We start from the raw sequence: 23,793 nt of genomic DNA, 5'->3' as shown, positions 1-23,793 counted from the left end.
CGCGACTATGCGCGATCATGGTGGCTGCGTCTCACGGGCGGGGCGCGACCGCCGCACTCGGGCCCGTGGACCGTCTTCTTGGCACCCCACATCGGCGAGGCGAAGGTGGCGTCGAGGCTCGCGCAATCGGTAGCTGAGATGGGTGAACCGCATGCTGCCGTGCTGGCGACGGTAGACAGCGCGGTCGAGGCCGTGCGCGGGACCGGCATATCCGGTGCCGCCCCCTTTAACAACCCGATCTCTTGCCTACTCTTTCTCCTGCGCTGGCGCCCGCGGGTGTTGGTAGCCATCGGATCGTGCGACATGCCGCATATGACAGCGCTATGTGCGCTTTGGGGAATCCCGATAGTAATCCTCAACACGGCGCTGACACAGTCGCAAGCCGTCGGAATTGCGCGTAGTGGAATGCGGCGATGGAGATGGCAGGTGCCGGTGCTCTACGTCGCTCCGACGCATCAGATTGCTGCCAGGCTGGCGCAGCTAGGCGTGCCATCACGGCGCGTGCTCGTAGCAGGGCCGTTAGGTTCGTGGCCGGAGCCGAAGGTGGCTGATGACAGCATGCGCAAGGCTTGGATGAGCCGACTCGGCTTGTCGCCCACCGATGGGCCGATTATCCTCGCAGGTAGCATCCATTCCGAGGACGACGACGTGGTCCTTCCTGCGTTCGGGCTACTCCGCAGGTCCGTGCCCGATGGGGTGTTAGTGCTGGCCCCGCGCAGACTGGACCGCATCTCGGCGCTGCTTCAACAGCTAGCGAAAAGGAGTATCTCCTACAAGTTACGCTCCGACGAGGACGCTCCGCTACCCCCGGGTAGGGTTATCATTCTGGACACGTACGGCGAGCTCGAGCACCTGTATGCGATCGCCGACGTGGCGCACGTGGGTGGGACGTTCAGCGCTGCACAAGGGGGACACACACCCGCGGAGGCACTCGCTTGGGGTGTGCCCATCACGGTCGGGACGCACTTCGAGCAGCAGCGAGCCACTATCGAACCGCTGCTCGCCGATGGCATTGCACGAGTCGCCTGCAACGAACACGAGCTGTCCCAGGCTTGGGAAAACCTGCTACCGGGTCGGAATATTCGAGAGCGGGTAAGGCAATCTTACGCCCGGCTCCGTTCGCCTGAAGCCGACGCACTGGCAGCAGTGTGGCAGCAAGTGGGAGCGATCACTGCCGGCTCGTCTGGGACGACGATGACAGGATACGCGACTTCGAGTTCATCGCGTCACAGTTTGCGGTAGAACCACAGAACCGCGCCGCGCTGTGGGAGCTTGATAGGGAAACCCTCCGACTGCAGCTTCTCCCCGGTAACCTCTACGGTCTCACCATTGTCACTGCTCTCGAAGATGTATCGAGCCTCGGGCGCTACCCCTTTCGGCCTAGCCACGAAGGTCTCCTCCGAGTTCTTTGGCAAACGTACCGCCTGGATCACCCCTCGTCCGGTTGTCGGCTCGTCGAACTGGCGCACCACCCATTGCGTGGCATCACGATGATAGGGCGTGAGCGGATAGTAGTCGCCAAACAGTAACAACTGTGACGCGTTGCGCCAGATCGCGATCAGTTTGCGAGATAGCTCGAAGTCGTAGTCGTCCCGTCGGATGTCCAGTGTCACGAACAGCATGGGTGCCATTGCAGTATAGTAGGCGAACGGATCCACCGAGGCATCGAAGCGCGAGCCACCCGTCAGGTCCCATGACAGTGTGAACTCCTTGAAGTACGGAATCCACTCGTACAGCGTCCGCTGGAATGCCAGCTTGACGGGGTGGTCGCCATATCCATAGTCGCTGTAGTGCAGCGGAACAGAGCGCCGCATAGTCTCGAGGTCGTTGCGCCTCCCACCACTCGCACAGGAGTCGATCCACAGCCCCGGATTGTGCTCGATCAGGTCGTCCCAATAGCGCAGGTACCCCTGCACGTACAGGTTCTCGTTCATCCCCTGCCGACCTTCTGTCTCGTTTTCTCGCCAGTGCTGCAAAGGCGAGAAGTTGTGGTCCTGCCGATAGATGCGTATGCCGTTGTCACGGATGAGCTTACACACGTGGTCGGTCAGCCACTGCCTGCAGTCGGGGTTGCCGAGATTGAACAGCGCATTGTCGCTCTCCTTGGCTCGCAGCAGCCAGTCGGGATGATCGCGCTCGAACATCGTGCCGGCCCGCACGCGTTCCGGCTCGAACCACACCAACAGCTTCGCACCGGCACTCTCTGCCGCCTCGGAGATAGCTTTCATCCCGTTGGGAAACCGCTCGGGATCTGGGTACCAGTTCCCCGTGATCGGCCACCGCCGCCGTTCCTCGTTGTCCGAGCAGGGATACCACCCCGCATCAATCCACCACACATCGAAAGGGATCCCATGTTCCTGGAACTTGGCCATGTAGCGCAGTTGGTTCTCTTCCGTCGCGGCTGTGAACTCCTCGCCCTCATCCGTGGCTGCCAGAGCAATGAGCGGCTGCAGGGGCCGTCCGTTCGGTCGCGGCAGTAGGTGCGCGAGGTACCACCGCCGCCACAGGTTGATCGCACGCGTTTCGTCACCCTTCCATGCCAACACCGTCATGCGTGGCGTCCGGATGCTCTCGCCGGGGTCGAGTCGGAGGTGTGTCTTCTCCTGCCCGGCCTTCACGTGCACTCCATCGCTCGCGCCCTCGACCGTCAGCGACCACTGCCCAGGCCATCCGAGCGCCCAGGTTAGGCCGCGACCTTCGAAGAGAATGCGGAAGTAGGGGAACCACCCATCGCAAGGGCGTCCGCCGTTGGGAGCGAGATGAACCTTCGTTCCCGGAGCCAAGACCGCCTCTTGAGGCTCATAGCCATGCTCGTCCCAGAAGTCGCCTCTGTAGTGGTGTAGGACTGGTGCCGAACCTACCAGAGTCGCATCGAGCGCTTCGATGTCACTTAGAAGCGGGGTGGGTGTGGTGCCACGGTTGGCGAACCAGGCGACCCATTCCAGCACGGGATAATCCCTGTAGACCAGGCACTCGATCCGGATTTCCAGTCCAGTCTGTGGGGCACGGCCCGTCCACACCAGCTCTACCATGTTCGCGTCCAGCAGTCGAGTCTGGGTCACTGGCTGCCAGTCCCTCGGGATGCCCCTCTGCTGCTTTCCGTCGAACAGATAGGTGATAGGGAGCTTCGAGGGGTCGGTGAAAAACTGCTCGTACAGGGCACGGCTCTCGGCCATGTCTTCAGAGGTCGGTATCGGGGGTATAGATGCAGGCTTCATCGTGCTCGCCTCGTGCTGTCCGTGTCCGGCAACCGAGGGCTCGCATTCATCGGGTTGTCGGTCCAGTCGTTGGGAGGTTGCAGCCTCGGGTTTGCCGGCCATATCGGGTTCGCCGCGTTGAGCCATTCCTCCCGTCGCGAGCAGCAGCATGCCCGCCACCATCGTCGCGATTCCCAGCCACTGCACGGGAGCCACCTTGGAACGAAACGCCACGGCGATGGCAATCCGACTAAGCAGGAACGCACCACCCGCAGCGACGCCTAGCGCGACGTTGGGGTTGATCACGCGGTACACCAGCATCAACAGCCATATGCTGGACAGGCCGAGGGCGTTCCCGCCCCAGAACCCCCACACCCAACGAGAGTCCGAAAGGCTGCCCCACTTGAACAGCACCTGCGCCACGATCTGCATCACCCAAAAAACGATTAACAGCACTCCAACTCGGCCCACCCGCAGCGATCCTCCAGGGCGTCCTGTCTGCGTCGAATCGAACGCCCCTCAAGGCTTCTCGCCGGCGCATCGGATTTCCTGGACGAAATAGCTGCCGATCGTGTCGGGGCTCTTCAGGCACGCTTGGCCGATGAAGCCATTCGTCTCAGCAGGTTCATCTGGCCGAGGTGGTACGAGACGTGGATAAGGATGCGGATCAGCGTTTCGACGGCTTCCTGATCCGAAACCAGCTTGTGGTCGAAGGGTTCACTGGCAGCGATACGCCGAGCCTCCTGCAGCCCATCGAGCAATCGTTTCTTCAGCGCGTGCCACTCGCTCGGGTCCGGCACACGAAAGTCGTTGTTCCATTCCGGCGGGCCCGCCTTCCGTCGTCCGCCTGCGAGCTTCTGCAGCCAGAAGTCCTGCCACAGAACGGTGTGCGCGAGGTTCGTCAGAATCGAGTAGGCTGCTCCCGCCGGTACCGCCGCCCGACTATCCTCACGCACTCGCAACACGCCTGCCGGGGTCGGGATGTCCCAGCCTTCCAGAATCTGGTCGAACTGCATCACTAAGAGCGCACGGTCCATTCCTGCAGCATAGCAGACTGGATTTCGCTACTGCGCCGACCTGGCACCAGGCGTCTGGTTATCTCGAGGTCGGCGAACGACGAAATCAAGCTATTCCGACAGCAACCGCCCTGCTCGCGCGCTCTGCAAGCTGATGGAGGAGCACCCGTTCGCGTTCGAGCGCGGCAAGCTCCGCCTCCAGAGCGGAGGACCTGGCCTGCCTCTGGCGAGCAAGTTGCTCCACTGCCTCGGTGATCGCCTGTGCAGTCTCGTCTGCCCGCTCGGCGAGCTCCTGTGCGCACTTCTTCACCGTGGGTTCTATGCGTCGCACGAAGTCGTAGCGGATCTGGCCACAACTCATCTCGAACATCTCCCAGAGCTTCGCCGTCACCGTGCGTTCGATCCACCTGCGTACGAACCGGGCCGGCAAGAAGCGCGCAAGGATCCAGGCCTCTGGGCTGAGATGAACTTCGGCCTGCCAGCGGGCAAGCGAGAAGCGACTTCTGTCTGTCAGGCCTTCTCGGATGGCGAAGGACTTTAACTCCACGCCGAAGGCGTCGGACGCTGCTTCGTGAATCCCCTGGAGCGATGAGGCCATCTGTTGCGAGAACTCCTCCAGAACGCCTTCGAGACGGGCGTTGATCCTAACCTCTTCCTCCTGCCGCCAGACGCCAAGGATGTTGTCTATGGTGTCGGCAATGCTTCTGCTTGCCTGCTCGAACGCTTCAGCCGCCGTAACCCTCGGCCCCACGTTGTCGAGAAAGGCCTTGAGACTCACCAAGGCACTGGGGAACTCCGCCCGCTTCAGTGCCTCCAAGTCTTGCTCCACGGAAGCAATCAGGTCCTGACGGCTCTTCTCGCGCAGCAGGAATAGGTTGCGCTCGCGCTCGGCACGGAGCTTCTCGAGGCGCGTTGTGAAAGTGCTGAGACGGCTCTGAATCTCTTCGAAGGGCGTGGTCAGCACAGTCTGCTCGAGTGACAGCCTGGTACTCAGCACTTCCTCTGCTGCAGTAACCGTCCGCCGCGCAGACTGCAAGGCGACGGCAGTGCGATCCGTCTGCAGGAAATCTGTTACCACAGCGACCAGCTTGCCAAAGCCACTCGCTTCGACCAGATCACCGTTGTTCTTAGCAGAGGCCTCGAGGGCACGCTTCGAGGAAACTGCCATTATGGGCAGCGTTAGGTCGAGGCGCCCACGGATCGTCTCACGGGTGAAGTTCAGGGCCTGCTCCAGCTCAGTCGGCGTCAACCTGTCAGACTTGTTCACTACCACGAACACACGCGGCACCTGTTCACACACTGTCTGCAGGAACGTTGCTTCGGCCTCGCTCATGGGGGGATCCGACGATAGCACGAAGAGAGCAGCGTCGGCACTCGACAAAAACCCGCGCGCTGTCGCGGTGTTGTGAAGAAAGATGGAACCGGTGCCCGGCGTGTCGATAAGTTGCAGGCCGTCCGCCAGAATGGGGGCCGGCACCGAGACGACGGCGTGGTCTACCCCCTTCTCGTTGCCTGGATTGCCCAGCTCCGTGATGTAGTGCGGCAAATCCTCGACTGCAATCTCCGTGACGGTCCGGTCCAGTTTCACTATGCGAGCCGACGGCTCCCTCCCGTAGCGCACGACGGTGATCGCGGATGTCAGGGGGGTCAAGGCTGTTGGCAGCACTTCGTGACCGATGAGGGCGTTGACCAAAGTGCTCTTGCCACGCTTGAACTCACCGAAGACCACCAAGTTGAAACGGTGTTCGGCGAGCCGAGCACTCGTTCCGCGAAGGACCTCCGCTACATGGTGCTCGGTGTGCCGATCTGCCAGGCATGCGAGCTGGTCGAGTACTTCCCGAAGCTCTCCCGCTGCGGCTGCGTGAGCCCCCATTATGGCGGACCGCCTCGTTCGGCGAAGGCCAGGTGCCGACCCGAAGCCATCGAGATGTACGCTAACATTAGCTACCGCTCCTATGCAATCGTACTCGTAGACAGACACCTAGGAGCCATCAGCCTCGGGGGCGGTTCTCCCCACGGAATGGGAAGGCAGTCCTCCATTGCCTCTACCTTCATTGTACGCCCTGTCGGCTCCCCTCATCAGCCTCGACCCATGGGGAGCCACGCACCAACCTAAGCTCCGAGCCGGGCAAGGCGAAAGAAAGCTCCGAGGCCCACTGCGAGAGCACCAGACGGACTGCCCACCAACGCACACGAGTGCGAACAGAGTGCCCAGCAGCACCGGCACGATGCACCCCCGCATGCCCGAGGTCCGAAGAATCCAGTATGCACCCGACGTCAGGTTCTCGACCACCACGACTCTGTCGTTGCGAAAGGCGAGCAGTACCAAGTCGCCTCGACCCAGTTCGATCTCGCTCCCTGCATCGTCTCTGAACAAAAAGACCCTTCCCAAGCGCGAGCCGCTAAGAAGCACGGCGTGCGTTGACTTGTCTCCCGCTCGCCGCTTCCACGCCATGGCCACGGTGCCTGCGTAGGTAGGAAACACAGCATCGCACTTTCCGCACCGGTAATAGGTCAACTCCCTCGGCACTACCTCCGCTGCCATCTCGGCATGGCACTCGGGGCACACGAGCCAGCTATCGCTTGCCGCCAAGAGATCCCCCGAGATTCGGTGGCCTGGGTGGCGGCATCCGTCTCCGTGAGCGTGGTATCACGTACTGTGCCTCTGACATGGTTCTGCCCCTACTGCTGGCACGAGGTGTCCGAGGGCGACGCAGTGTGCCCGCACTGCAGCGCCAATCTTCGCACGCATCTCGACCTTCCGTACCAGCAGAAGCTCGTACTGGCTCTCGAGCACCCGCTGCCGCAAACGAGGATGACCGTCATTCGCCTGTTGGGAGAGCTCGGAGCGAAGGATGCCGTCCCTGCTCTGGCGGAGCGCTTCGTCGAGACGAGCGATTACTACGAGCTTCGAGCCATCCTGACTGCGGCCCATAGGATCGGGGGAGACGAAGCCAGCGCACTGCTTCGCAGCGCCCTCGATCACCCTTCGGCCCTGGTTCGTAGAGTGGTGCAGGCACTGCTCGAAGGGGAGTGAGCGATTCATCACCTCCGTTCCTCGTCCGCGATGGTTCTGGGCTGTCCACAGAGCTTCCTGAGCGCCTGCTTCCAGCTTCCCACCTCATCTCCCCAAGGCTCACTCTGGAAACGGTAATCATGGTGTCGGATCACTAGATCGAGAGCCTCGGCCAACGCATCCATCTTGGAGATCTCGATGCTACACACCCACACTGCGGTTGGCGCATCACAGAACCTCAGCAGACCTGCAACATGGAGCATACAGAGCCCTGAAGAGGCGCTATAGCGTTCCTGCCAATCCGGCCGTGCGAGCAGTCGGGCCATGTCGGCGCAGGTGCGCTTGGCGTGGTCCTCCATGTCGGCACATGCGGGGCATCTCCTGGGTTTTCGCTGCCCTCGGCCCAACTGGCGCGCCTCGCTCTCGAGCAAGTCCTTGGCGATGATGGAAAGGCCGAGCGGGTCGCCTAGCCTGATGTAATCCTCACAGTGTTCCGGGCACAGACCGCCCGAGCGCCGCAAACGCGCTCGAAAATCGCCGTCATTCACCAGTTCGTGAAACTGCGATTCGATGCGCCGGTGGGCAGCAGCGCGTATCACCGTACAGACCGGGCACCCCTCGTCCGCCATCGCCTGCAGCAGATCGTCGCGCAGGGGGGCGGAGTCCGTCATTCATTCCCCCGGTCAGCCAGCAGGGAGGCCAGCCTGGTCGCAGCCGCCCCGAAGCTGTCCACCGCCCGCTGCAGCCGCTCGCAGGCCTGTGGGGGTGGGGACCCGTAATGCTTCGCAACATGTTGGGGAAGCAGCTCGGCATCAGCCTCATCACGCAAACCCTGTATCAAGACTCGAAGCCTTGCGCGGGTGACTTCTTCGGGCGGCGCTGCACTGCCTTGGTTGCCGAAGAGGGCGCGAACAAGCCGAGTGAGTTCGCCAGAGAGCTCTTCGAGCATCTCGACGCACGCACGCGGATCGCTCAGGGGAGTGAGGGTGCGGCTCCCATTCAGGCCATACCCGAGCGTAGCCATCAGTTCCGTCTGCTCGAGTCGGCTCTGCAGGTACCTGCACGTGCTGAGAACGTGCAGGGCCCAAGGCTCGGAGATGCTCTCGCTCATTATCGACCCCGCATCTTGCCTTCTGCAGGAGCTATCAGCAGGATCGCGGTTCAGCACACGGCTCGGCGAGCTCCATCACCGGGTACAGGCCACGTGTATTGTACTCGACTTGCGCCCAGGCATGGCCGCCGGTCTAGTAGCTCATCACCTTGGTCCCCAGGTCCATCATCTTATCTACCATTCCGGGATCGCCCGGCTTAGTGCCCTCGATCCAGCCGCTCATCGGCGTGATCCCTGCGCGCGTGCTGCACATGCCGCACACGTACACCTCGATCCCGCGGCTCATCGCCTTGCGGAGCCGCTGTTGCGCCTCGGCGAGCCCGCTCGGCACCTTCTTGGCGGCAGTACGCACTCCGCGTACCTGGTAGAAGAGGGTGACGTCGTAGCCTCGGCTCTTGGTGGTCTCGGCGTAGCTGATGGCCATTTCGTTCGCCCATGGGTCGTCGGTCGTGACGGTTATGAAAAGCCGTCCCTTCCCGGATCCTGCGCCCTGGGCCGTTGCCCCTACCACGATTGCCAGCGTGATCGCAGCACACGCGAGCATGCCCAGGATAAAAGGGGTGAGTGTCTTCATCATGCTTCCCTCTTTGACAATCGCTCAGAACCTCCTCCACTCCGAAGTTGGTGCTACGACCCCATGACGAAGTCTTGACAGTCCGGCTCGTTTACATCGGTATAGCCAAACACTAGTTCTAGGAGGCACTCCATGACGAAATACCTCTCCCTCATCCTCGCTTCCGGGGTGGCCATCGCCGGTTCCCAGGCCTTTGCACAAACCCGGACGTTTACCGTCGGGGATGGCGGTGGCAAGGTGACTCAGTCCGTTGTCGTAGAAAGCGTCGCTCAGTTCGAGAACTTCACGGGCAAGACCAGCAAGGTAACGGGAACTCTGAAGATCGATCCGGCCAAGAAGACGGGCAGCGGCAAAGTAGTTATTGACCTCGCCAGCATAGACACGGGAATCGCATTGCGGAACGAGCACATGCGCAGCGAGATGTGGCTGGACACAGCTAAGTATCCACAGGCCGTTTTCGAGGCAACCAGCGTCAAGCACAAGAGAGGCGACGTCTACACGGTGACCGGAAAGCTCACATTTCACGGTGTGACCAGGGCGATGACCACTGAAGTGACCGGCCAATATGTCGAGGCGAGCGAGCAGACCCGCAAGGCCGGTTTCCGAGGGGACGTGGTCAGGTTACGCGGAGCATTCGACCTGAAGCTTGCAGACTATGGGGTGAAGATCCCGGAGCGAACGCGAGGCAAAGTGGCCGAGACGGTCAAGCTGAGCTTCGACATCTACGGATACACGGGCTAGCGGGCTTTGAGGTTTCTGTCCCGGCTCACCGCGACCCTTGCGATCTTGTGCGCCGTAGTATTGGCGCTCGTCCTCATCGTGCTGCCCCAGATGAGCTCGCGAGCAGTCCTCGCGCAGCGAGTGCGTGTTCCGAGCGGAGAGATCGCCACCATCTTCGGGGATGAGCCGACCCCGGTCGGCTCTCCCCAGATGCTAGTCCTCACGGACGAGAAGGCGTACCTGCCAGTAAGGGGTGAGAACGGCGTTCGCTTGGTCGACGAGGCTTACTTAGAGCGCACCGGCACGTATCCTCTGCAGTTGAAGACTGTTCAGTTCTTGGGCAGCATCGTGGGCTGGAGCAGTGCCGCCGGTGTCATCGTGTTCGGGTTGGCATCCTACGTCGCGAGCCGCAAGGCTCGGCGCACGGCCATGACTGGCCGAGCCCCTGGTGCTACGTAATGCCAGGTGCCGAGTGCGACGACTAAGATCCCGGTCCCGAGGCTCCGAAGTCGGTCAGCACCGTGTTCAGGTCGTACAGGTCGGTTGTACGCGTGGCGTCGAAGTCGTCGAAGTAGCGTAGCTCCTCGGATACCGGGGCGCTCGTCGCGCTCAACCCGAAAGTCACCAGGGCCCGGTTCAGGTCCGAGATGTCCACCGAGCCGCTCAGGTTGCTGTCGCCGGCGATCAGTACGAATGTGCCGAGCGCCTGCGAAGCACCTCCCACGCTGACGCCGTCCATCCGGACGCCCAGGAATGGCACACCGAAACCGTGTGCCTGCGACTGCTCCGAAATCACGCTGTCGGCGGTGCCATAGATGCCGAACCGTCCGACGATGTAGCTGACGGGCTTCAACACCATGTCGTAATTCCCGGCCTGAACCGGACCAACCGAGAACCCGCCGTTCGCGTTCACCGGGAAGGTGAAAACGTTGCAGATCTTGCCGTTTTCCTTGTCCAGCAGGCGCAGCTCGTACACCTGCGGCTTGCCGTCTGACAACGCCTTGGATGCGCCGAGCGACCAGCCGCTGAGGGCAATCGTGCCGGTGAGTGTGGTGCCTCCACCACCTACGTTCAGCAGCGTGAAGTACGGCTGATACAGGTCGTTAGGGTGCGGCCCCGCGGCCGGATAGACGGTCGAATACAGTCCGCCCGGCCCGAAGTTGGGCATTCGGGTGTCGTCGGGCGAGATGGTCTCTGCGGTCCACGCCGAGCCGCTGGTCGTGCGCCGGTAGTTGTAGGGCAGCTTCGGCCCGCCTGGTGCGCCCGCGTACCACACGATCTCGCCTACGAGTGAGTAGAAGGTGAACCAGTAGTCGCCCGCCGACAAGTTAACGGCGGTTATCGGGACGCGAACATAGCTGTCGGCAACGAAGCCATTGGCAAAGATCTGCCTACGCGGATAGAGGCTGCTGAGTGTGCCGCTTCCACTCGCCACTTCCGTGCCAGGCGCACCGCCAGGCCCATCGGCGCGGTAGATGCGCCAGCGATAGTCCGTCGGGGTCGGGGTGCCTGCATAGTACGCCACCTCGAAGGCATTGACCGTATCGGCCTTCGCGAGGTGGAAGGCACCCGCGGTCCATCGTTCGGGGTAGTTGCCCCCCTGAGTCTGTTTGCCCGAGATGAAACCGAAGCGCAGCAGCGTCGGGTTGGTCGGGTTGACGGTAGTGGCGTCCAGAGCCGGTGTCGGCGCCCCGGTCGAGTACACGATCCGATCTTGTGCCAAGGCAGAGACAGCCGAGTACACGATGATCGCAACGGCAAGCAATCTCATCACAATCAGCCTCCAAACGTACGGTTCGCTCGCGAGAGCGGTAGCCTAGCGGCTGGGGCCCGTCAGCGCGAAGTTGACCAGAGTCGCGCTGAGGTCCTGCGTTCCCAGCATTCCGTCCCCATTGCAGTCGCGAACCAGCACATAGTTGTCCCACAGCGGCGGGCAGTCGCCGAAAATGGCTTGCCCCCAATGGATAACCGCAGTATTGAGATCGGATATCCCGATTGTGCAGTCTAGATCGGTATCGCCGTTGCGCAGCACGATATCCCCGAGGTCCCGCGTCCCACCGGTCAGCGTCACTACGCCCAAGCTGGCCGGAACGAACGGATGAGCCATGCCCGCCACGTACGGTTGCTCATACGTGTTCTGGCCGTCGCTGCACGAGAAACGCCCGATGACCCAGTGACGCGGATACACCCGAATCTCGTAAGTTCCGTTGCGCACCTTCGAGGTAGTGAAACGACCGCTCGCAGACAGACCGACTGTTTCGACGATCTGAGCCTCGCCTCCAGCCGGGTCCACGAAGACGATATCGAACGCCTGGGGGTTCGCGGTCGAACCCGGCAGCGTATACACGGGAGGCTCGGGCCAGAAAGGAACCTGGATCCGGCCGGTCACGACCGTACCGTCGAAGCCCGAGGTGTCCACCAAGGCGAAGCAAATGTGGTAGAGGTCGCGGCCTTGCTGCTCGTTCGCGGTCCAGCCCGAATAGTCATAGGGCGCCGAGGAACCCAGTTTGTTATAGCCCGCCGTGATGTCGACTCCGAAGGACGGCATGCAGAACATCTTCGTTTCGAACTGCGAGTAGGCCGACCCGGCGGTCGTCTTCCGCCACGCGAAGTTCTGCTTCGAGCCACCTGGCGAGCCCACGTACTGCGGAATGTTGCCGTCGGTCCCGTACACCGTGGCCCAATAGCGTCCCGCGGGCAGTTCGAGCTCGGAGTCGAAGACGATCATGCCGGCACGTGCAGCCTCGAAGGTGTTGGCGAAGGTGCGGGGAGAAGACTGCGCGAGTAGCGAGGCGTAGCTTCCCCCTCCTTGCGCAAGCACGGCTCCCGGTCGTCCGCTATCATCGGCGTACACCTTCCATCCGTACCCTGTCGGAATCTGCCCCTCGCGCTCGAAAAAGAAGACTTCGATCGCGTCGAAGTGGTCGGCTGCCGACAGCACGAACTGGAACGCCGTCCACCGCTCGTCGAAGCCCGGCACCTTCCCCGAATCCATGCCCACCTTCGTTACGATGGGATCAGTCCTATCCGGTGGGCCCGAGCGGGCGTCCAGGACCATTGCCGGCGCCCCTGACGAGGCAACGACCGTCCTCTGAGCCTGTGCGCCCATGGCGGTCAAGGCAGCAATCATGACCACCAAACATCTCGACAGCCGTCGTCTCATGCTTCACCGGCTCGCGCCGCCCTGCACTTGCAGCGCGATCCCCCCAGCTACATGTTACAGCCGATCTGGTGCAACGGCCAGGGTGCGGAGCACCGAAGCCAGTAGTTTTCCGTTGGTGCTAAGGGCTTCTGGCCGGAAATAGGCATCCGATCCCTGCCAATCGGTAATGGTCCCGCCAGCCTCGCGCACGATCGGCACGATGGCCGCGATGTCCCAGCGCGTAACCACTGGGTCCGCCATGATCTCTGCCCGTCCGCTCGCGACCAACACGTGTCCGTACGCGTCCGGAAGCGAGCGGCTCTCGTAGCAGGCATCCCGCAAAGCGTCGTAGCGTGGTCCTTTGCCACATGCGTACACCAGCTTGTGGTCGCCGGTGAGCAGTAGGGCGCGCCCGAGGTCGGCACATTCGGACACCCGAATCGGCCTGCCGTTCAGCGTCGCTCCTCGGCCCTCGGCGGCCGAAACCATCTCATCCAGAGCTGGGAAGTAGGCCGCACCGACACGGGGCAGTCCTTCCACCTCACACGCCACCAGCACCGCATAGGTGGGTATGCCGCGCATGAAAGCCTTCGTGCCGTCTATCGGGTCCACGACCCACCGTACCGGTGCACCCTCTCGAACCTCGCCGAACTCCTCGCCGCAGATGCCATGGTCCGGGTAGAGACGCTGGATGCCGTGCCGAATCAGCTTCTCTGCCGCTCGATCCGCTTCGGTCACCGGTGTGCTGTCGTCCTTAGTCTCCACAGAAACGTTTCCGAAGTAGCCCAAAGTGAGCCGCCCGGCTCGATAAGCCAAGTCAGCGGCAACCTCGCGAAGCTCAACAAGGTTCACGGACATGCCCAAGCGTACCGCAGCCGAAGGACCACACAATCCGGTGTCGAACCGTGGGCCCATGCCCATCCATGTCGTCGAGCACCCGCTCGCTCGCCATCTGCTGGTGCTCCTTCGTGACCGCCGAACGCAGCCGGACGCCTTTCGGCAGTACTCGGTGCGCCTCACCACGCTGCTCGCCTTCGAGGCCACGCGCACGTTGGAGACGTGCGAGGTGCGGGTCGAGACACCGTTGTGCGAGACATCAGGCGAGGTCCTGCGTAGGCCGATCGCTGTCGTACCCATCCTTCGGGCTGGTCTCGGGATGCTAGAAGCGATTGCCAACCTGTTCCCCGAAGTGTCGGTCGGGTACATCGGCCTCGAGCGCGACGAGCGGACCGCGGTGGCCAATCACTACTACTGCAAGTTGCCTAAGCTCGAGGGGAAGGCCGTTCTGCTGTGCGACCCGATGCTGGCAACCGGCGGCAGCGCGTGCCAGGCGGTTCGGCTACTTCAAGACGCAGGCGCGGCCTCGGTGCGAATGCTATGCGTGGTTGCGGCCCCGCAGGGCGTCGAGAAGCTGCTGAACGAATGGCCGCAGGTCGAAATCTTCACCGCCGCGCTGGACGAAGGGCTGGACGAGCGCAAGTACATCGTCCCCGGTCTCGGAGATTTCGGCGACAGATTGTACGGGACGATGTAACGTTTTCGCCCCCCTAGTACTCCTATTCAATGGGGCATGCCCGCATGTCCGGAAAGGAGTATCCCACCATGACCATCAACCCCGTAGACCTGCTCTCGAGCGCCGAAGAGGTCTTGCGCGACCTCGACGAACGGATCGCTAGAGCCGAAGAAGAACGCAAGGCCAAAGCCTTTCTCGATGGGTTGCTCGCCCGACGCGAGCGCGCAGAGGCTCTCGGCCTCGACGACATCATCGCAGAGATTGACGAGCGGTGCAGGGCGGTGGAGGCCTTTCTTGCAGGGACCACCGCACCCGCGCCGGTAGCCGAGGCACCGCCGCCGGCCGAACCTGCCGCGCCTGGCGTTGCCCTCGTCGAGATGGAGCCCGAAGCCGAAGCCGCCGTCAAGGAGGCGGTCGCGGTGCCGCCCGTCACGGAAGTGGCTCCCGATGTAGAAGAGGTCGCGGCCTATCGGCAGGCGCTCGATGCCACCATCGCCGAGATCGAGGTTGTCGCCAAGCCGACGGAGTGGGACGGGCGTGCAATGGCTGCCCTCAAGGCGGTTGCCGCAAGACTTCGAGCCGTGGAAGCTTGGGGTCGCGAGCTCGGTCAGAACGGTCTCGAGGTCGGTAAAGCCGTCAAACGGGTGCGCGACCTGTTCAATCGCCACTATCGCGGCAAGTACCACACCCACGGCTTTCCCATGCACGAGACGCGCACGGCCACTCGCGGCCGATGGGAGATGCTGGCCAACGCCTATTCGCTGCTTGCGAAAGCCGAACAAGCCTACTGGCTTGCGCTCTATGACCAGCAAGACCTCACGGAGCAGGAGCGGAACGATACGCTCACCGCGATCGCCGCGACGGAGGCGCATGTGTATCGCGTGCTAAGGGACGAGTTCGACGGAGCCGCCGACCAGCAGCAGCACGACTTCCACCAGATGCTCGAGCCTATCACCGAGGAGCGGCAGTGGTTCGTCCCCGTGTGGAACCAGAACATGTCCAACTCCGAGGTTGCGCGGCTCGCTGCGGCACTCCCCGAGCACCTGCAGAGCCGTGCAAAGCTGCTGCAGGCTCGCAGACTCCGTGCCCCTGCACTCAAGGCGCTGACCGATCTGATTACCGAGACTCCGGTGCCCGAGGACTTCGAAGAGCGGTTGTGTCAGGTGGTGGCCGAGTGCCTGAAGGCGGGGGTCAAGGTGTCCGATAAGGAGATGCGCACCCACCTGCTTCCGTACTGTGCCATCCTCGAGGAGGCGGAGGACGAGGGAGTGCGGCGAGTAGCGGCGGAAGTCGCCAAGGAGCTGAGTCGGCTCGAACGCAAGCGCATCCCCGAGCCCCCGGAGCCGGAGCAACCGGATGCCGAGCACGATGCCAGATTGGCCGAAGTCGTCGAGCACACACGTGGCAAGGTCATGCTCTTCATGGGCGGCAAGAGGCAAGAGGAACGCAGGCGCCAACTCGAGACGCTACTCGAACTGAAGGAACTCATGTGGCCCGACTTCGAGCACGACTCCAAACCAGCGGAGTTCATGGACGAGGCGCTCAAGGCAGACATCCTGTGCTATCTGATTCGTTGGAGCAGAAAGAACGTGAAGGAAGTGGCCAGAGTGTGCAAGGAGAAAGGCGGCAAGGTGGTTCGTCTGCCCGCTGGCGTGGGTATCCATCGCGTGGTGCAGGACCTCCACGAGCAGCTCGTTGCCAACCGACGAGACGGTTAGAGCCTCGTTGCCGCCCTGGCCCGCTGCCGACGCAGCGGGCCAGGGCGGCTCGGTTACCGGCGCCTCGCGCCCCCGAGGTCGCAAGGTAGAATCCGCCCCGACGGCAAAGCCGCCCGGGAGGTCCTCGCACGGATGTCTGGTAAGCGATATTACATCACCACGCCCATCTACTACGTCAACGCTCGTCCGCACATAGGGACGGCGCTAACCACCCTGGCCGCAGATGTGACGGCTAGGTACAAGAAGATGCGCGGGTTGGACGTGACGTTCCTTACCGGCACCGATGAAAACGCGCCGAAGGTGGCCGAGGCCGCCGAGAAGGCGGGCCAAGCACCGCAGCAGTTCGTTGACGAAGTGGCCCAGGAGTTCCAGACCATCTGGCAGGGGCTGGGCATCCGGTACGACGACTTCATCCGCACCACCGAGGAGCGGCACAAGCGAGTGGTCGCAGAGGTGTTCCGTCGCCTCCAAGCGAAGGGCGACATATACACCGACGACTACGAGGGTTGGTACTGCGTGTCGTGCGAGACCTTTTGGCGGGCCAGCGAGGTGGAAGAAGGTCTCTGCCCGAACCCCGAATGCCGTCGGGCGGTCTCATGGGTGACCGAGACCAACCACTTCTTCCGCCTGTCGGCCTACGCGGACCGCATCAAAGACTACATCCTGGCCAACCCGAACTTTATCCGCCCCGAGTCCCGGCGCAACGAAGTGCTCCGCTTCATCGAATCGGGGCTGCGCGACGCCTGTATTACCCGCGCCAACTCCGGCTGGGGCGTGCCGGTCCCCGGAGACGAGTCGAAGGTGGTGTACGTATGGTTCGACGCACTCATCAACTACCTGTCGGCCACCGGATGGCCGGACGCCTGGAACGAGAGCAATCCATCCGACCTGTGGCCGCCCGACGTCCAGTGGATGGGCAAGGACATTCTGGTACGCTTCCACGCCACTCTTTGGCCTGCCATGCTGATGGGCCTCGGGCTGCCGCTTCCCCAAGTTCTCGTCGGCCACGGATGGATGATGATCGGCGGCGAGAAAATATCTAAGTCCAAAGGCAACACCGTGGAGCCGGTGCAGCTTGCGCGAGAGCTGGCCGATAGGGCGGGCTGTTCGCAGGAGCTTGCGGTGGACGCGGTTCGTCACTACATGGCCCGCGAGATGCCTTTCGCTGCAGACGCCCTCTTCACCATGGAGTCCTTCGACACTCGCTACAACACCGAGCTGGCGAATGACCTCGGAAACGCCGTGCATCGCTCGGTCAGCATGACCCACCGCTATCTGGATGGTCAGGTGCCGGATGCGGAGACCGACCCCACCTTCGTGGAAGCGGCCATGGAGCGAGTTAGGGAGTACGAGCAGGCGATGGATGCCTTCCTGTTGGACAAAGGCGTCGAAGCCGCGTTCGGGCTCGTCTCACAACTAAATCGCTACATAGACGAGATGGCGCCATGGTCCCTCGCCAAGAACGGGGATATCGTGGCACTCCGTGCGGTGATGCGCACCATGCTGGAATCGTGCCGAGTGATCGCCGCGCTATGCGAGCCGGTGATGCCCAGCGCCGCCGCACACATCCGTTCGCAAATCGGCCATTCCAACCCTGCTGGGTGGGAGGAGACACAGCGCTTCGACCTTCTTAAGCCAGGCACGAAGCTCCCGGAGCCGCGACCCGCTTTCCCACGCCTTCAGACTAAGGAGCCTGCTCCGTCTCCCGAGGCCCCGCCGAAGCCCGCCATCCCGGAGATCAGCATTGACGACTTCGCCAAGGTCGAGCTTCGGGTGGCAGACATCGTTACGTGCGAGAAAGTCGAAGGCTCCGACAAACTGCTGAAGATGACCGTGAGAGTGGGTGACGAGGAGAGAAGCCTCGTAGCAGGGATCGCCGAAGCCTACGATCCAACCGACCTCGTCGGAAAGCAGATCGTGATCGTCGCAAACCTGAAGCCCGCCAAGGTGCGGGGGGTACTTTCTCAGGGGATGCTTCTCGCAGCAGACGGGGAGAAAGGGCCGGTGTTGTTGGCGCCATCCGCCCCCACTCCCTCTGGCGCAAGGGTGCACTGATGTCCGAGGTGCGTGATCATGGGCGCGAAGTGCTTCGACTAGAAGCGACCGCTGTGGCTGCCCTCGCCGACTCCCTCGACGACAGCTTCGACCGCGCGGTGACCGCGGTGCTCGGCTGCAAGGGTCGCGTGGTTACCACCGGCATCGGCAAGGCGGGCCACGTGGCGGCGAAGGTTGCCTGGACCCTGACCAGCACCGGCACCCCCAGCCAGTTCCTGCACCCGACAGACGCGCTGCACGGCGACGTAGGGGTAGTGTCACGAGACGAGTTGGTCATCGTGTTCTCCAACTCCGGCGAGACCGACGAGATCCGCGCGCTGCTGCCCGTGCTGCGCGCCATCGGCTGTCGCACGGTGGCGGTGACCGGTAGGCCCGAGTCGGCGCTGGCGAAGAGTTGTGAGATAGTGGTGCCCGTCGTAGTGGAGCGAGAGGCCTGCCCTTACAATCTGGCTCCTACCGCTAGCACCACTGCCATGCTTGCCTTAGGAGACGCTCTCGCCATCACGGTAATGCGGGCGCGGGACTTCAAGCACGACGACTTCGCACGCTTCCATCCGGCTGGCACGCTGGGCCGACGGTTGCTGCTGCGTGTTAGCGATGTCATGCGTACGGGCTCCGAGCTTGCGACGGTACGACAAGGTGCCACCCTTATCGAAGCGATCACCGCGATCACCCGTGCAGGCGCAGGCGCGGCGTGCGTGCTGGACGATGACGGTGTGATGGTAGGACTGATTGCGGACGGCGACATCCGACGAAGTCTGGAGAGAGGTCTCGAACCGAAGTCCACACTGGTGAAAGACGTAATGACGCGCAACCCGAAGCACATCGTCGGCGACCCGTTAGCATCCGAGGCGTTCGAGATCTTCCGCACGCTGCCCGTGAAGATTGGCGAGATGCCAGTATTAGACGAGACGGGCCGCCCGTTGGGAATGCTAATGTTGAAGGATCTTGTCAGGGCAGGCCTGGGATAAGCCGCTTCGCCCTCCGAGAAGTCGCTCCATTCTGTCGCGACAAGGGCTTCCCTACCGTCGGAACCGCCATCGCAGCGAAAACGCCACAAGCCCCACACACATGGCTGCCATGCAACTCGGTTCCGGAATCGGCTCGGGCCGATTTGGATGCCCGTGGCCCCATACTTCGGCCAATCGTCGCCATATACGTCTATCGTGAGGCAGATGTCATCTACCCACACGCGCTCCAGCTCCCAGCCGCCACCGTCTCCCCACAGCACTCGGCCGTGCTCGTCAATCCCGGCGTAGTCCCCTAGGAGACCCCTGCGCCCTGGAACGGAGGTCACCTCGGTGGTGTTCAGAAACAGCTTGTCCCCCGCTCCCCACAACAAGTCCCCACGCTCGTTCAGTGCGATCGGCCCGCCTCGTGGTACGTACCGCCCAGTATCGGATAGGAGATGTTCTCCGTTGTCAGGAACACGTCCTGGCGCCTATAGTCGGGGGCGACTCGCACGTCTCTCGCCCCCCAAGCAACGTCCACCTTGTTGTTGATGGCAGGAGGCCCTGCGTGCGTCCACGCCGCGTCGCCGTACACCTCCCAACTGACATTCCTGTCGTTCGCGTACAGGTGGTTGATCAAGCCCGGCCTTTGCGTCCCAGCGCTCCGCACTCCACAGCACGTCGCCCCAGCCGTTCACGTATGCGAACAGGCCTGCTACCGCCCCCTACTACTGGTACCCAGATGTTGCGCTCGTTCAGAAAGAGCTGGCGCTACCAGCCTGTCACGTCGCCGTTCAGGCTCCACACTACGTCTCCGCTCCGGTTCGTGTCATGGTACGAGCCGTAGCAGTCCCCGCTGAGCCCCTCGCGCAGCTTCTCGTGCAGCCACTGCTCGGCTGCCGCGCCGATGTTCACAGGGAACGGTGGAACCGCTGGACCGGCAGGGCCGCGAACATGCAGGTAGCCCGCCGAGTCCGCGAAGGCGATCCACATGTTGACGCCGTTTACACCGACACATGGGGTAGCTCGTACCTCGCGGGGCTGCTCCCAGAAGTCGTGCAGCACCGTCGCCGTCCCGAACGAACCGAGGTCGTTGACCTTAAGGAACATGCCCCAGCCATCCTGAGTGCCAGCAATCCACGTGCCGAAGTATAGCTGGCCGCCGATGTCTTTGCAGGGATCGGCGAAAACGTGGCCAATGCGGACACTGCGGGTGGGCTCGTTGGGGTCCATGGGGGTCCACCAAGCATCCTCGATGCGATAGGGCTGGCCAAACTGCGTCCACTTCGAGACCAGTTGGCCCTCGTCGGTGTGCTTCACCGCGTAGATGTACCCGCCGCCTTGCTGATTGGGCCCGCTGGCGAAGTACGCAACGGTATCGGCAATGGTCTCGCCCGGGGCAAGCGTGGGCCAGCCCATGCAGGGCGGCCGTGGGCTATCGGGCCATGTGAAGGTGCGCTCAAGCAACTGGTCGAACTGAACCGATCCTCGTAGAACCGACGGAGGTTGCCTGCCAGGTCGGTCACGAACACGTAGCCGCCGACGATGACCTGGGTTTCGCCGACCTGCTCCCAGATGGGGTAGTAGGAGGGAGAGCCGACCAGGCCCGGTAGGTCGGTCCTCTCATACATGATGATCCCTGTGGGCCCGGGCGCGTTGACTTTCAGTGCGACCAACCTGCCCTGTCCCTGCGACGTGACACTGCCCACGATCACCGCAGCGGGCACGATCTCCGAGCCAGGCCCGGGTTCTGCAATGCTAAGGCCCGGACGGTAGAAGGGGCTGCCTCGAACGACGGCGCCAATGTTGACGCTCCACTTCAGCGTCCCGTTGCTCCGCAGGCAGTACACGGTACCGTTGTCGGCTCCGAATGCTAGGCCGTACCCGCCCGTCTCGAACTGAACCAGGCAGGGTGTGGACCGAACAGGGTATCCGACCCAGTACCGCCATGCTAGGGTGGCGCGCTGGCCAGGGTCCGGGTTGTCCCGGTCGATGTTCAGGGCGTAAACGTACCCGTCGTCACAGCCGAAGTACACCCGGTTCACCGGGGACCCGCCTGGGCCGGGGTTCTCGACGGGTCCGAACACCACGCCGGTGTTGATGGGCTGAGCCGAGGGAGTCGTGTAGGTCCACACGGGGCTCCCCGGCAAGATCATCGGCGGCGGCTGACCGGGTGGGGGTGGGGGTAAAACGGTCGCGTAGTCTCGGCAGGCCGTGCGCTCGTAGTTATAGCCCGCCATGTTCCAGGGCGAGTCCTTGATGAGTTCGGTCTGGGCAGTCGCTACCCCCCCCCGCACAGCGGGGCGAGGGTGACGCCCAAACGTGTGACGTCTAGGCCGACGGCCTTCTCCATTCCGTTTCCTTCCTGATGCGTGCCCGCTCCGCAGGCGGCTTGCCCGCGCTCGAGCACGGACATGTAAACGGACTAAGGATTGTTCCCTTATCCCGTAAGCACCATTCTATCAGACTTTCGACCCTCTTTCAAGGGGACCGTTCACACTACCCGCGGAATCTTACGCCGGCTGGGACATTCCCGTTCACGGACGGGGCGCCGCAACTTACATCAAACCGGATTACGCTGCGCCTCTGCCATGAACTGATCTCGGGGTAACCTAGCCGTCATGCGGCGGCCCCACGGGTTCACTCTCATCGAGCTTCTCGTCGTCATCGCCATCATCGCGCTTCTCGCCTCCATCCTGTTCCCGGTGTTCTCGCGCGCTCGGTCACAGGCGCATCGGTCCGCGTGCCTCAACAACCTGATGCAGATGGGCAAAGCGCTGATCCTGTATGCCGACAGCTATGACGGCAAGCTGGTGTGGGTGCCGGACGAGTGGCTGCAGCTCACACCACCCACGCCCACTACTAGCCTACCGGATAAGGCATACTGCCGCCTCGGATGGGCAATGTGGCTGCTGCATCCCTATGCGAAGAGCAACCATATCTACGCATGCCCCGCTGTGCCCGTCGTGAAGGAGCCGGGCGATTGGAGGGTGTGGTTCAGCGCGCCCTGGTTGGAGCGGGGAGTGGAACGCCCCGACAAAGGATGGGCGAACTACATCTCGGACAAGCTGGCGGAGAAGAACCCGGAGCGCGCCCGATACGCCCGTGCCCGTCGGCCCGAACAGGTGGCACACCGGCTCGGCACCAGCGTGTCCAAAGAGGAGTTCATCTTGGACGCCTTTTACGAGGACAGCTTTCCGCGAGACGAGTGGAGCTCCGGCGAGAGCGTGCCGCCGGTCGGGGGCTGGGCCGCACACTACGGCGGGCGGAACCAATTGCATCTGGACCTGCACGCCGCTTGGCAACGCCGCAACGTGCGGCAGTAGCCTAGGGTGAGTGAATCCCCCTGCTCGGAGCGTGTTTGGTCCGAGGACGTTAGGTAACCGGTGTTCGGATGCAGCGAGAACACCTTTGGCCGAAAGCTAAGAGCGTGGCGAGCCTTTTGCTAACTTTACATGACAATCCGGGCCGGCGGCCCACGAACAACGGTTTGCGACCTCTGGCCATCGTCCAAACACCTCGCTGGCCCCGCTACAACAGTTCCCGGAATACAAACTGTGAGCCCAAAACCCGCGCCGGGGCATGACCCCCATAATGCGTGCCGGTGGCGCCGGACGTGGGCAAACCACTCACATTACTTAGCAGCCGGCAGAGGCAACTTCGCTATACACACTGCAGGGCCGTCACGAAGGTCGGGGATGGAGAGGCGGATGCCACCCTCGCGCTCTACCCAGTACGCCCTTTCTCCAGAGTGCAGCCATACCGCACCTGGCCCGGGCGCTGCAATGGGTAGGTTCAAGACGGTACGCCCTGCTCGCCGAACGTGCACGTAGATGGCGTCGTTGGTGTGTGTGGTACCGCCGAAGTCACCAGGCGGCACTGGGCCTCCTCGTGTTCCATACACTGCCTCGCCGTACACCTTTAGCCACGCTCCCATCGCTCGCAGCAGTCGTTGCTGCTCTTCGGGAATCGTGCCATCGGGTGTTGGCCCAACGTTGATTAGGAAGTTGCCGTCACCGCATACTACCTGTGACAGTATTTCGATGAGCCGGTCCTCTGACTTGTACTTGTCACCCGACCGGTAGCTCCACTGCTCGCCGAGCGTCATGCACGTTTCCCAGGGGCGGACCGTATCGTAGGATCCGATATGCTGCTCGGGAGTCAGGTAGTCACCGAGATACCCAGGCTCGGTGCCCGGTTGGGCCGGGCCGACCCGGTTGTTGATCACTAGTTTCGGGTTCTTCGCCATGCAGTACGCCAGCAGATCTGCGGCGCGATCGGGGGTCCAAGGCGCTTCCCACTGCCCATCGAACCATAGCAGCTCAATGGGATAGCGTGTCATCAGTTCGTCGAGGTGCTTCTTCATGTACGGCACGTAGTGCTCGATGTCGGCCCCGGCTTTCGGTTTGGACCCGCCGGGACTGTCCGTCGGCCAGTTCGGATGCCACCAATCCAGTATAGAGTAGTAGGCGCTGAAGTGCAGGCCGTGCTTTCGACAAGCAGCTGCTAGCTCGCCGATGACGTCTCGTCGAAACGGGGTCGAAGCGATGTCGTATTCGGTGGTGTCGCTCGGCCACATGCAGAACCCGTCGTGATGCTTCGAGACCGGCACCACGTAGCGACACCCTGCCTCCTTCGCGAGTCGCATCCAAGAATCGGCATCGAATGCCACAGGGTTGAAACGCTCGTATAAGCGGTCATAGTCCTCGATGGGTACACCTGCCCCGCGCGACCAGCCGATTTCCTGTCCCGACAGGCTGCTAGGCCCCCAGTGGATGAAC

The 23,793-nt window shown here is 62.7% G+C and carries 24 protein-coding genes; 9 read left to right on the top strand and 15 right to left on the bottom strand.

Annotated elements, in window-relative coordinates:
- Positions 1-78 precede the first annotated feature (78 nt).
- Positions 79-1,242, top strand: coding sequence for a hypothetical protein (locus tag HRF45_06470; protein MEP0766174.1), 1,164 nt, complete (start codon positions 79-81; stop codon positions 1,240-1,242).
- Here HRF45_06470 and HRF45_06465 read toward each other — a convergent pair.
- The 4 genes from HRF45_06465 to HRF45_06450 form a co-directional block, all read right to left on the bottom strand.
- Positions 1,227-3,653, bottom strand: a complete 2,427-nt coding sequence (locus HRF45_06465) for an alpha-galactosidase (protein ID MEP0766173.1) — start codon at positions 3,651-3,653, stop codon at positions 1,227-1,229. The genes HRF45_06470 and HRF45_06465 overlap by 16 nt on opposite strands.
- A 128-nt stretch (positions 3,654-3,781) precedes the next feature.
- Entirely contained in the window at positions 3,782-4,234 is a 453-nt protein-coding gene (locus HRF45_06460; GenBank protein MEP0766172.1) for a DinB family protein, read from the bottom strand.
- Between the two features lie 85 nt (positions 4,235-4,319).
- A complete protein-coding gene (locus HRF45_06455; GenBank protein ID MEP0766171.1) occupies positions 4,320-6,086 on the bottom strand; it encodes a dynamin family protein in 1,767 nt (588 codons plus the stop codon).
- Positions 6,087-6,194: 108 nt separating this feature from the next.
- Positions 6,195-6,806, bottom strand: coding sequence for a hypothetical protein (locus HRF45_06450; protein MEP0766170.1), 612 nt, complete (start codon positions 6,804-6,806; stop codon positions 6,195-6,197).
- A 27-nt stretch (positions 6,807-6,833) separates the two neighbouring features.
- Between HRF45_06450 and HRF45_06445 the strand changes: the two genes are divergently transcribed.
- Positions 6,834-7,250, top strand: a complete 417-nt coding sequence (locus tag HRF45_06445; GenBank protein MEP0766169.1) for a HEAT repeat domain-containing protein — start codon at positions 6,834-6,836, stop codon at positions 7,248-7,250.
- Between the two features lie 8 nt (positions 7,251-7,258).
- Here the strand turns inward: HRF45_06445 and HRF45_06440 are convergent, their stop codons facing one another.
- The 3 genes from HRF45_06440 to HRF45_06430 all read right to left on the bottom strand — a co-directional run bounded on the left by HRF45_06440 (position 7,259) and on the right by HRF45_06430 (position 8,917).
- Positions 7,259-7,900 (bottom strand): hypothetical protein, encoded by a 642-nt coding sequence (locus HRF45_06440; protein ID MEP0766168.1) that lies wholly within the window; start codon positions 7,898-7,900, stop codon positions 7,259-7,261.
- Positions 7,897-8,340 carry a hypothetical protein gene (locus tag HRF45_06435; GenBank protein ID MEP0766167.1) on the bottom strand — a complete coding sequence of 148 codons (444 nt, stop codon included), beginning with the start codon at positions 8,338-8,340 and terminating at the stop codon, positions 7,897-7,899. Before HRF45_06435 ends, HRF45_06440 begins: the two co-directional genes overlap by 4 nt.
- Positions 8,341-8,473: 133 nt before the next feature.
- A complete protein-coding gene (locus tag HRF45_06430; protein MEP0766166.1) occupies positions 8,474-8,917 on the bottom strand; it encodes a DsrE family protein in 444 nt (147 codons plus the stop codon).
- Positions 8,918-9,046: 129 nt separating this feature from the next.
- Here HRF45_06430 and HRF45_06425 point away from each other — a divergent pair, with 129 nt between their 5' ends.
- Positions 9,047-9,655 carry a YceI family protein gene (locus HRF45_06425; protein ID MEP0766165.1) on the top strand — a complete coding sequence of 203 codons (609 nt, stop codon included), beginning with the start codon at positions 9,047-9,049 and terminating at the stop codon, positions 9,653-9,655.
- A gap of 6 nt (positions 9,656-9,661) precedes the next feature.
- Positions 9,662-10,093 (top strand): hypothetical protein, encoded by a 432-nt coding sequence (locus HRF45_06420; protein ID MEP0766164.1) that lies wholly within the window; start codon positions 9,662-9,664, stop codon positions 10,091-10,093.
- A gap of 22 nt (positions 10,094-10,115) precedes the next feature.
- Here the strand turns inward: HRF45_06420 and HRF45_06415 are convergent, their stop codons facing one another.
- The 3 genes from HRF45_06415 to HRF45_06405 are packed head-to-tail and all read right to left on the bottom strand — an operon-like array spanning position 10,116 to position 13,634.
- On the bottom strand, positions 10,116-11,405 hold the full coding sequence (locus HRF45_06415) for a hypothetical protein (protein ID MEP0766163.1): 1,290 nt from the start codon (positions 11,403-11,405) through the stop codon (positions 10,116-10,118).
- Between the two features lie 45 nt (positions 11,406-11,450).
- The gene (locus tag HRF45_06410; GenBank protein ID MEP0766162.1) at positions 11,451-12,797 is read right to left on the bottom strand and encodes a hypothetical protein; all 1,347 of its coding nucleotides are present in this window, start codon (positions 12,795-12,797) and stop codon (positions 11,451-11,453) included.
- 54 nt (positions 12,798-12,851) lie between these two features.
- Complete coding sequence (locus tag HRF45_06405; protein MEP0766161.1) at positions 12,852-13,634, bottom strand: histidinol phosphate phosphatase; 783 nt, start codon at positions 13,632-13,634, stop codon at positions 12,852-12,854.
- Positions 13,635-13,689: 55 nt separating this feature from the next.
- Here HRF45_06405 and upp point away from each other — a divergent pair, with 55 nt between their 5' ends.
- The 4 genes from upp to HRF45_06385 all read left to right on the top strand — a co-directional run bounded on the left by upp (position 13,690) and on the right by HRF45_06385 (position 19,033).
- Positions 13,690-14,310 carry a uracil phosphoribosyltransferase gene (gene upp, locus HRF45_06400; protein ID MEP0766160.1) on the top strand — a complete coding sequence of 207 codons (621 nt, stop codon included), beginning with the start codon at positions 13,690-13,692 and terminating at the stop codon, positions 14,308-14,310.
- A 68-nt stretch (positions 14,311-14,378) separates the two neighbouring features.
- Entirely contained in the window at positions 14,379-16,007 is a 1,629-nt protein-coding gene (locus HRF45_06395) for a hypothetical protein (GenBank protein MEP0766159.1), read from the top strand.
- Between the two features lie 132 nt (positions 16,008-16,139).
- The gene (gene metG / locus HRF45_06390) at positions 16,140-18,062 is read left to right on the top strand and encodes a methionine--tRNA ligase (GenBank protein MEP0766158.1); all 1,923 of its coding nucleotides are present in this window, start codon (positions 16,140-16,142) and stop codon (positions 18,060-18,062) included.
- A complete protein-coding gene (locus HRF45_06385; GenBank protein ID MEP0766157.1) occupies positions 18,062-19,033 on the top strand; it encodes a KpsF/GutQ family sugar-phosphate isomerase in 972 nt (323 codons plus the stop codon). Before metG ends, HRF45_06385 begins: the two co-directional genes overlap by 1 nt.
- Before the next feature lie 51 nt (positions 19,034-19,084).
- Here the strand turns inward: HRF45_06385 and HRF45_06380 are convergent, their stop codons facing one another.
- The 4 genes from HRF45_06380 to HRF45_06365 form a co-directional block, all read right to left on the bottom strand.
- On the bottom strand, positions 19,085-19,207 hold the full coding sequence (locus tag HRF45_06380; protein ID MEP0766156.1) for a PEP-CTERM sorting domain-containing protein: 123 nt from the start codon (positions 19,205-19,207) through the stop codon (positions 19,085-19,087).
- 211 nt (positions 19,208-19,418) lie between these two features.
- The gene (locus HRF45_06375) at positions 19,419-19,652 is read right to left on the bottom strand and encodes a hypothetical protein (GenBank protein ID MEP0766155.1); all 234 of its coding nucleotides are present in this window, start codon (positions 19,650-19,652) and stop codon (positions 19,419-19,421) included.
- Positions 19,653-19,783: 131 nt separating this feature from the next.
- The gene (locus HRF45_06370; GenBank protein ID MEP0766154.1) at positions 19,784-20,332 is read right to left on the bottom strand and encodes a hypothetical protein; all 549 of its coding nucleotides are present in this window, start codon (positions 20,330-20,332) and stop codon (positions 19,784-19,786) included.
- Entirely contained in the window at positions 20,329-21,252 is a 924-nt protein-coding gene (locus HRF45_06365; GenBank protein MEP0766153.1) for a PQQ-like beta-propeller repeat protein, read from the bottom strand. The genes HRF45_06370 and HRF45_06365 overlap by 4 nt, the downstream gene beginning before the upstream one ends.
- Before the next feature lie 381 nt (positions 21,253-21,633).
- Between HRF45_06365 and HRF45_06360 the strand changes: the two genes are divergently transcribed.
- Positions 21,634-22,338, top strand: coding sequence for a type II secretion system protein (locus HRF45_06360; GenBank protein ID MEP0766152.1), 705 nt, complete (start codon positions 21,634-21,636; stop codon positions 22,336-22,338).
- 308 nt (positions 22,339-22,646) lie between these two features.
- Here HRF45_06360 and HRF45_06355 read toward each other — a convergent pair.
- Positions 22,647-23,793 (bottom strand): alpha-L-fucosidase (locus HRF45_06355; GenBank protein MEP0766151.1); only part of this gene is annotated, 1,147 nt, incomplete at its 5' end.

It is taken from the genome of Fimbriimonadia bacterium (assembly GCA_039961735.1).
Taxonomy (GTDB): domain Bacteria; phylum Armatimonadota; class Fimbriimonadia; order Fimbriimonadales; family JABRVX01; genus JABRVX01.
This window is presented reverse-complemented; position numbering and strand designations above follow the sequence as displayed.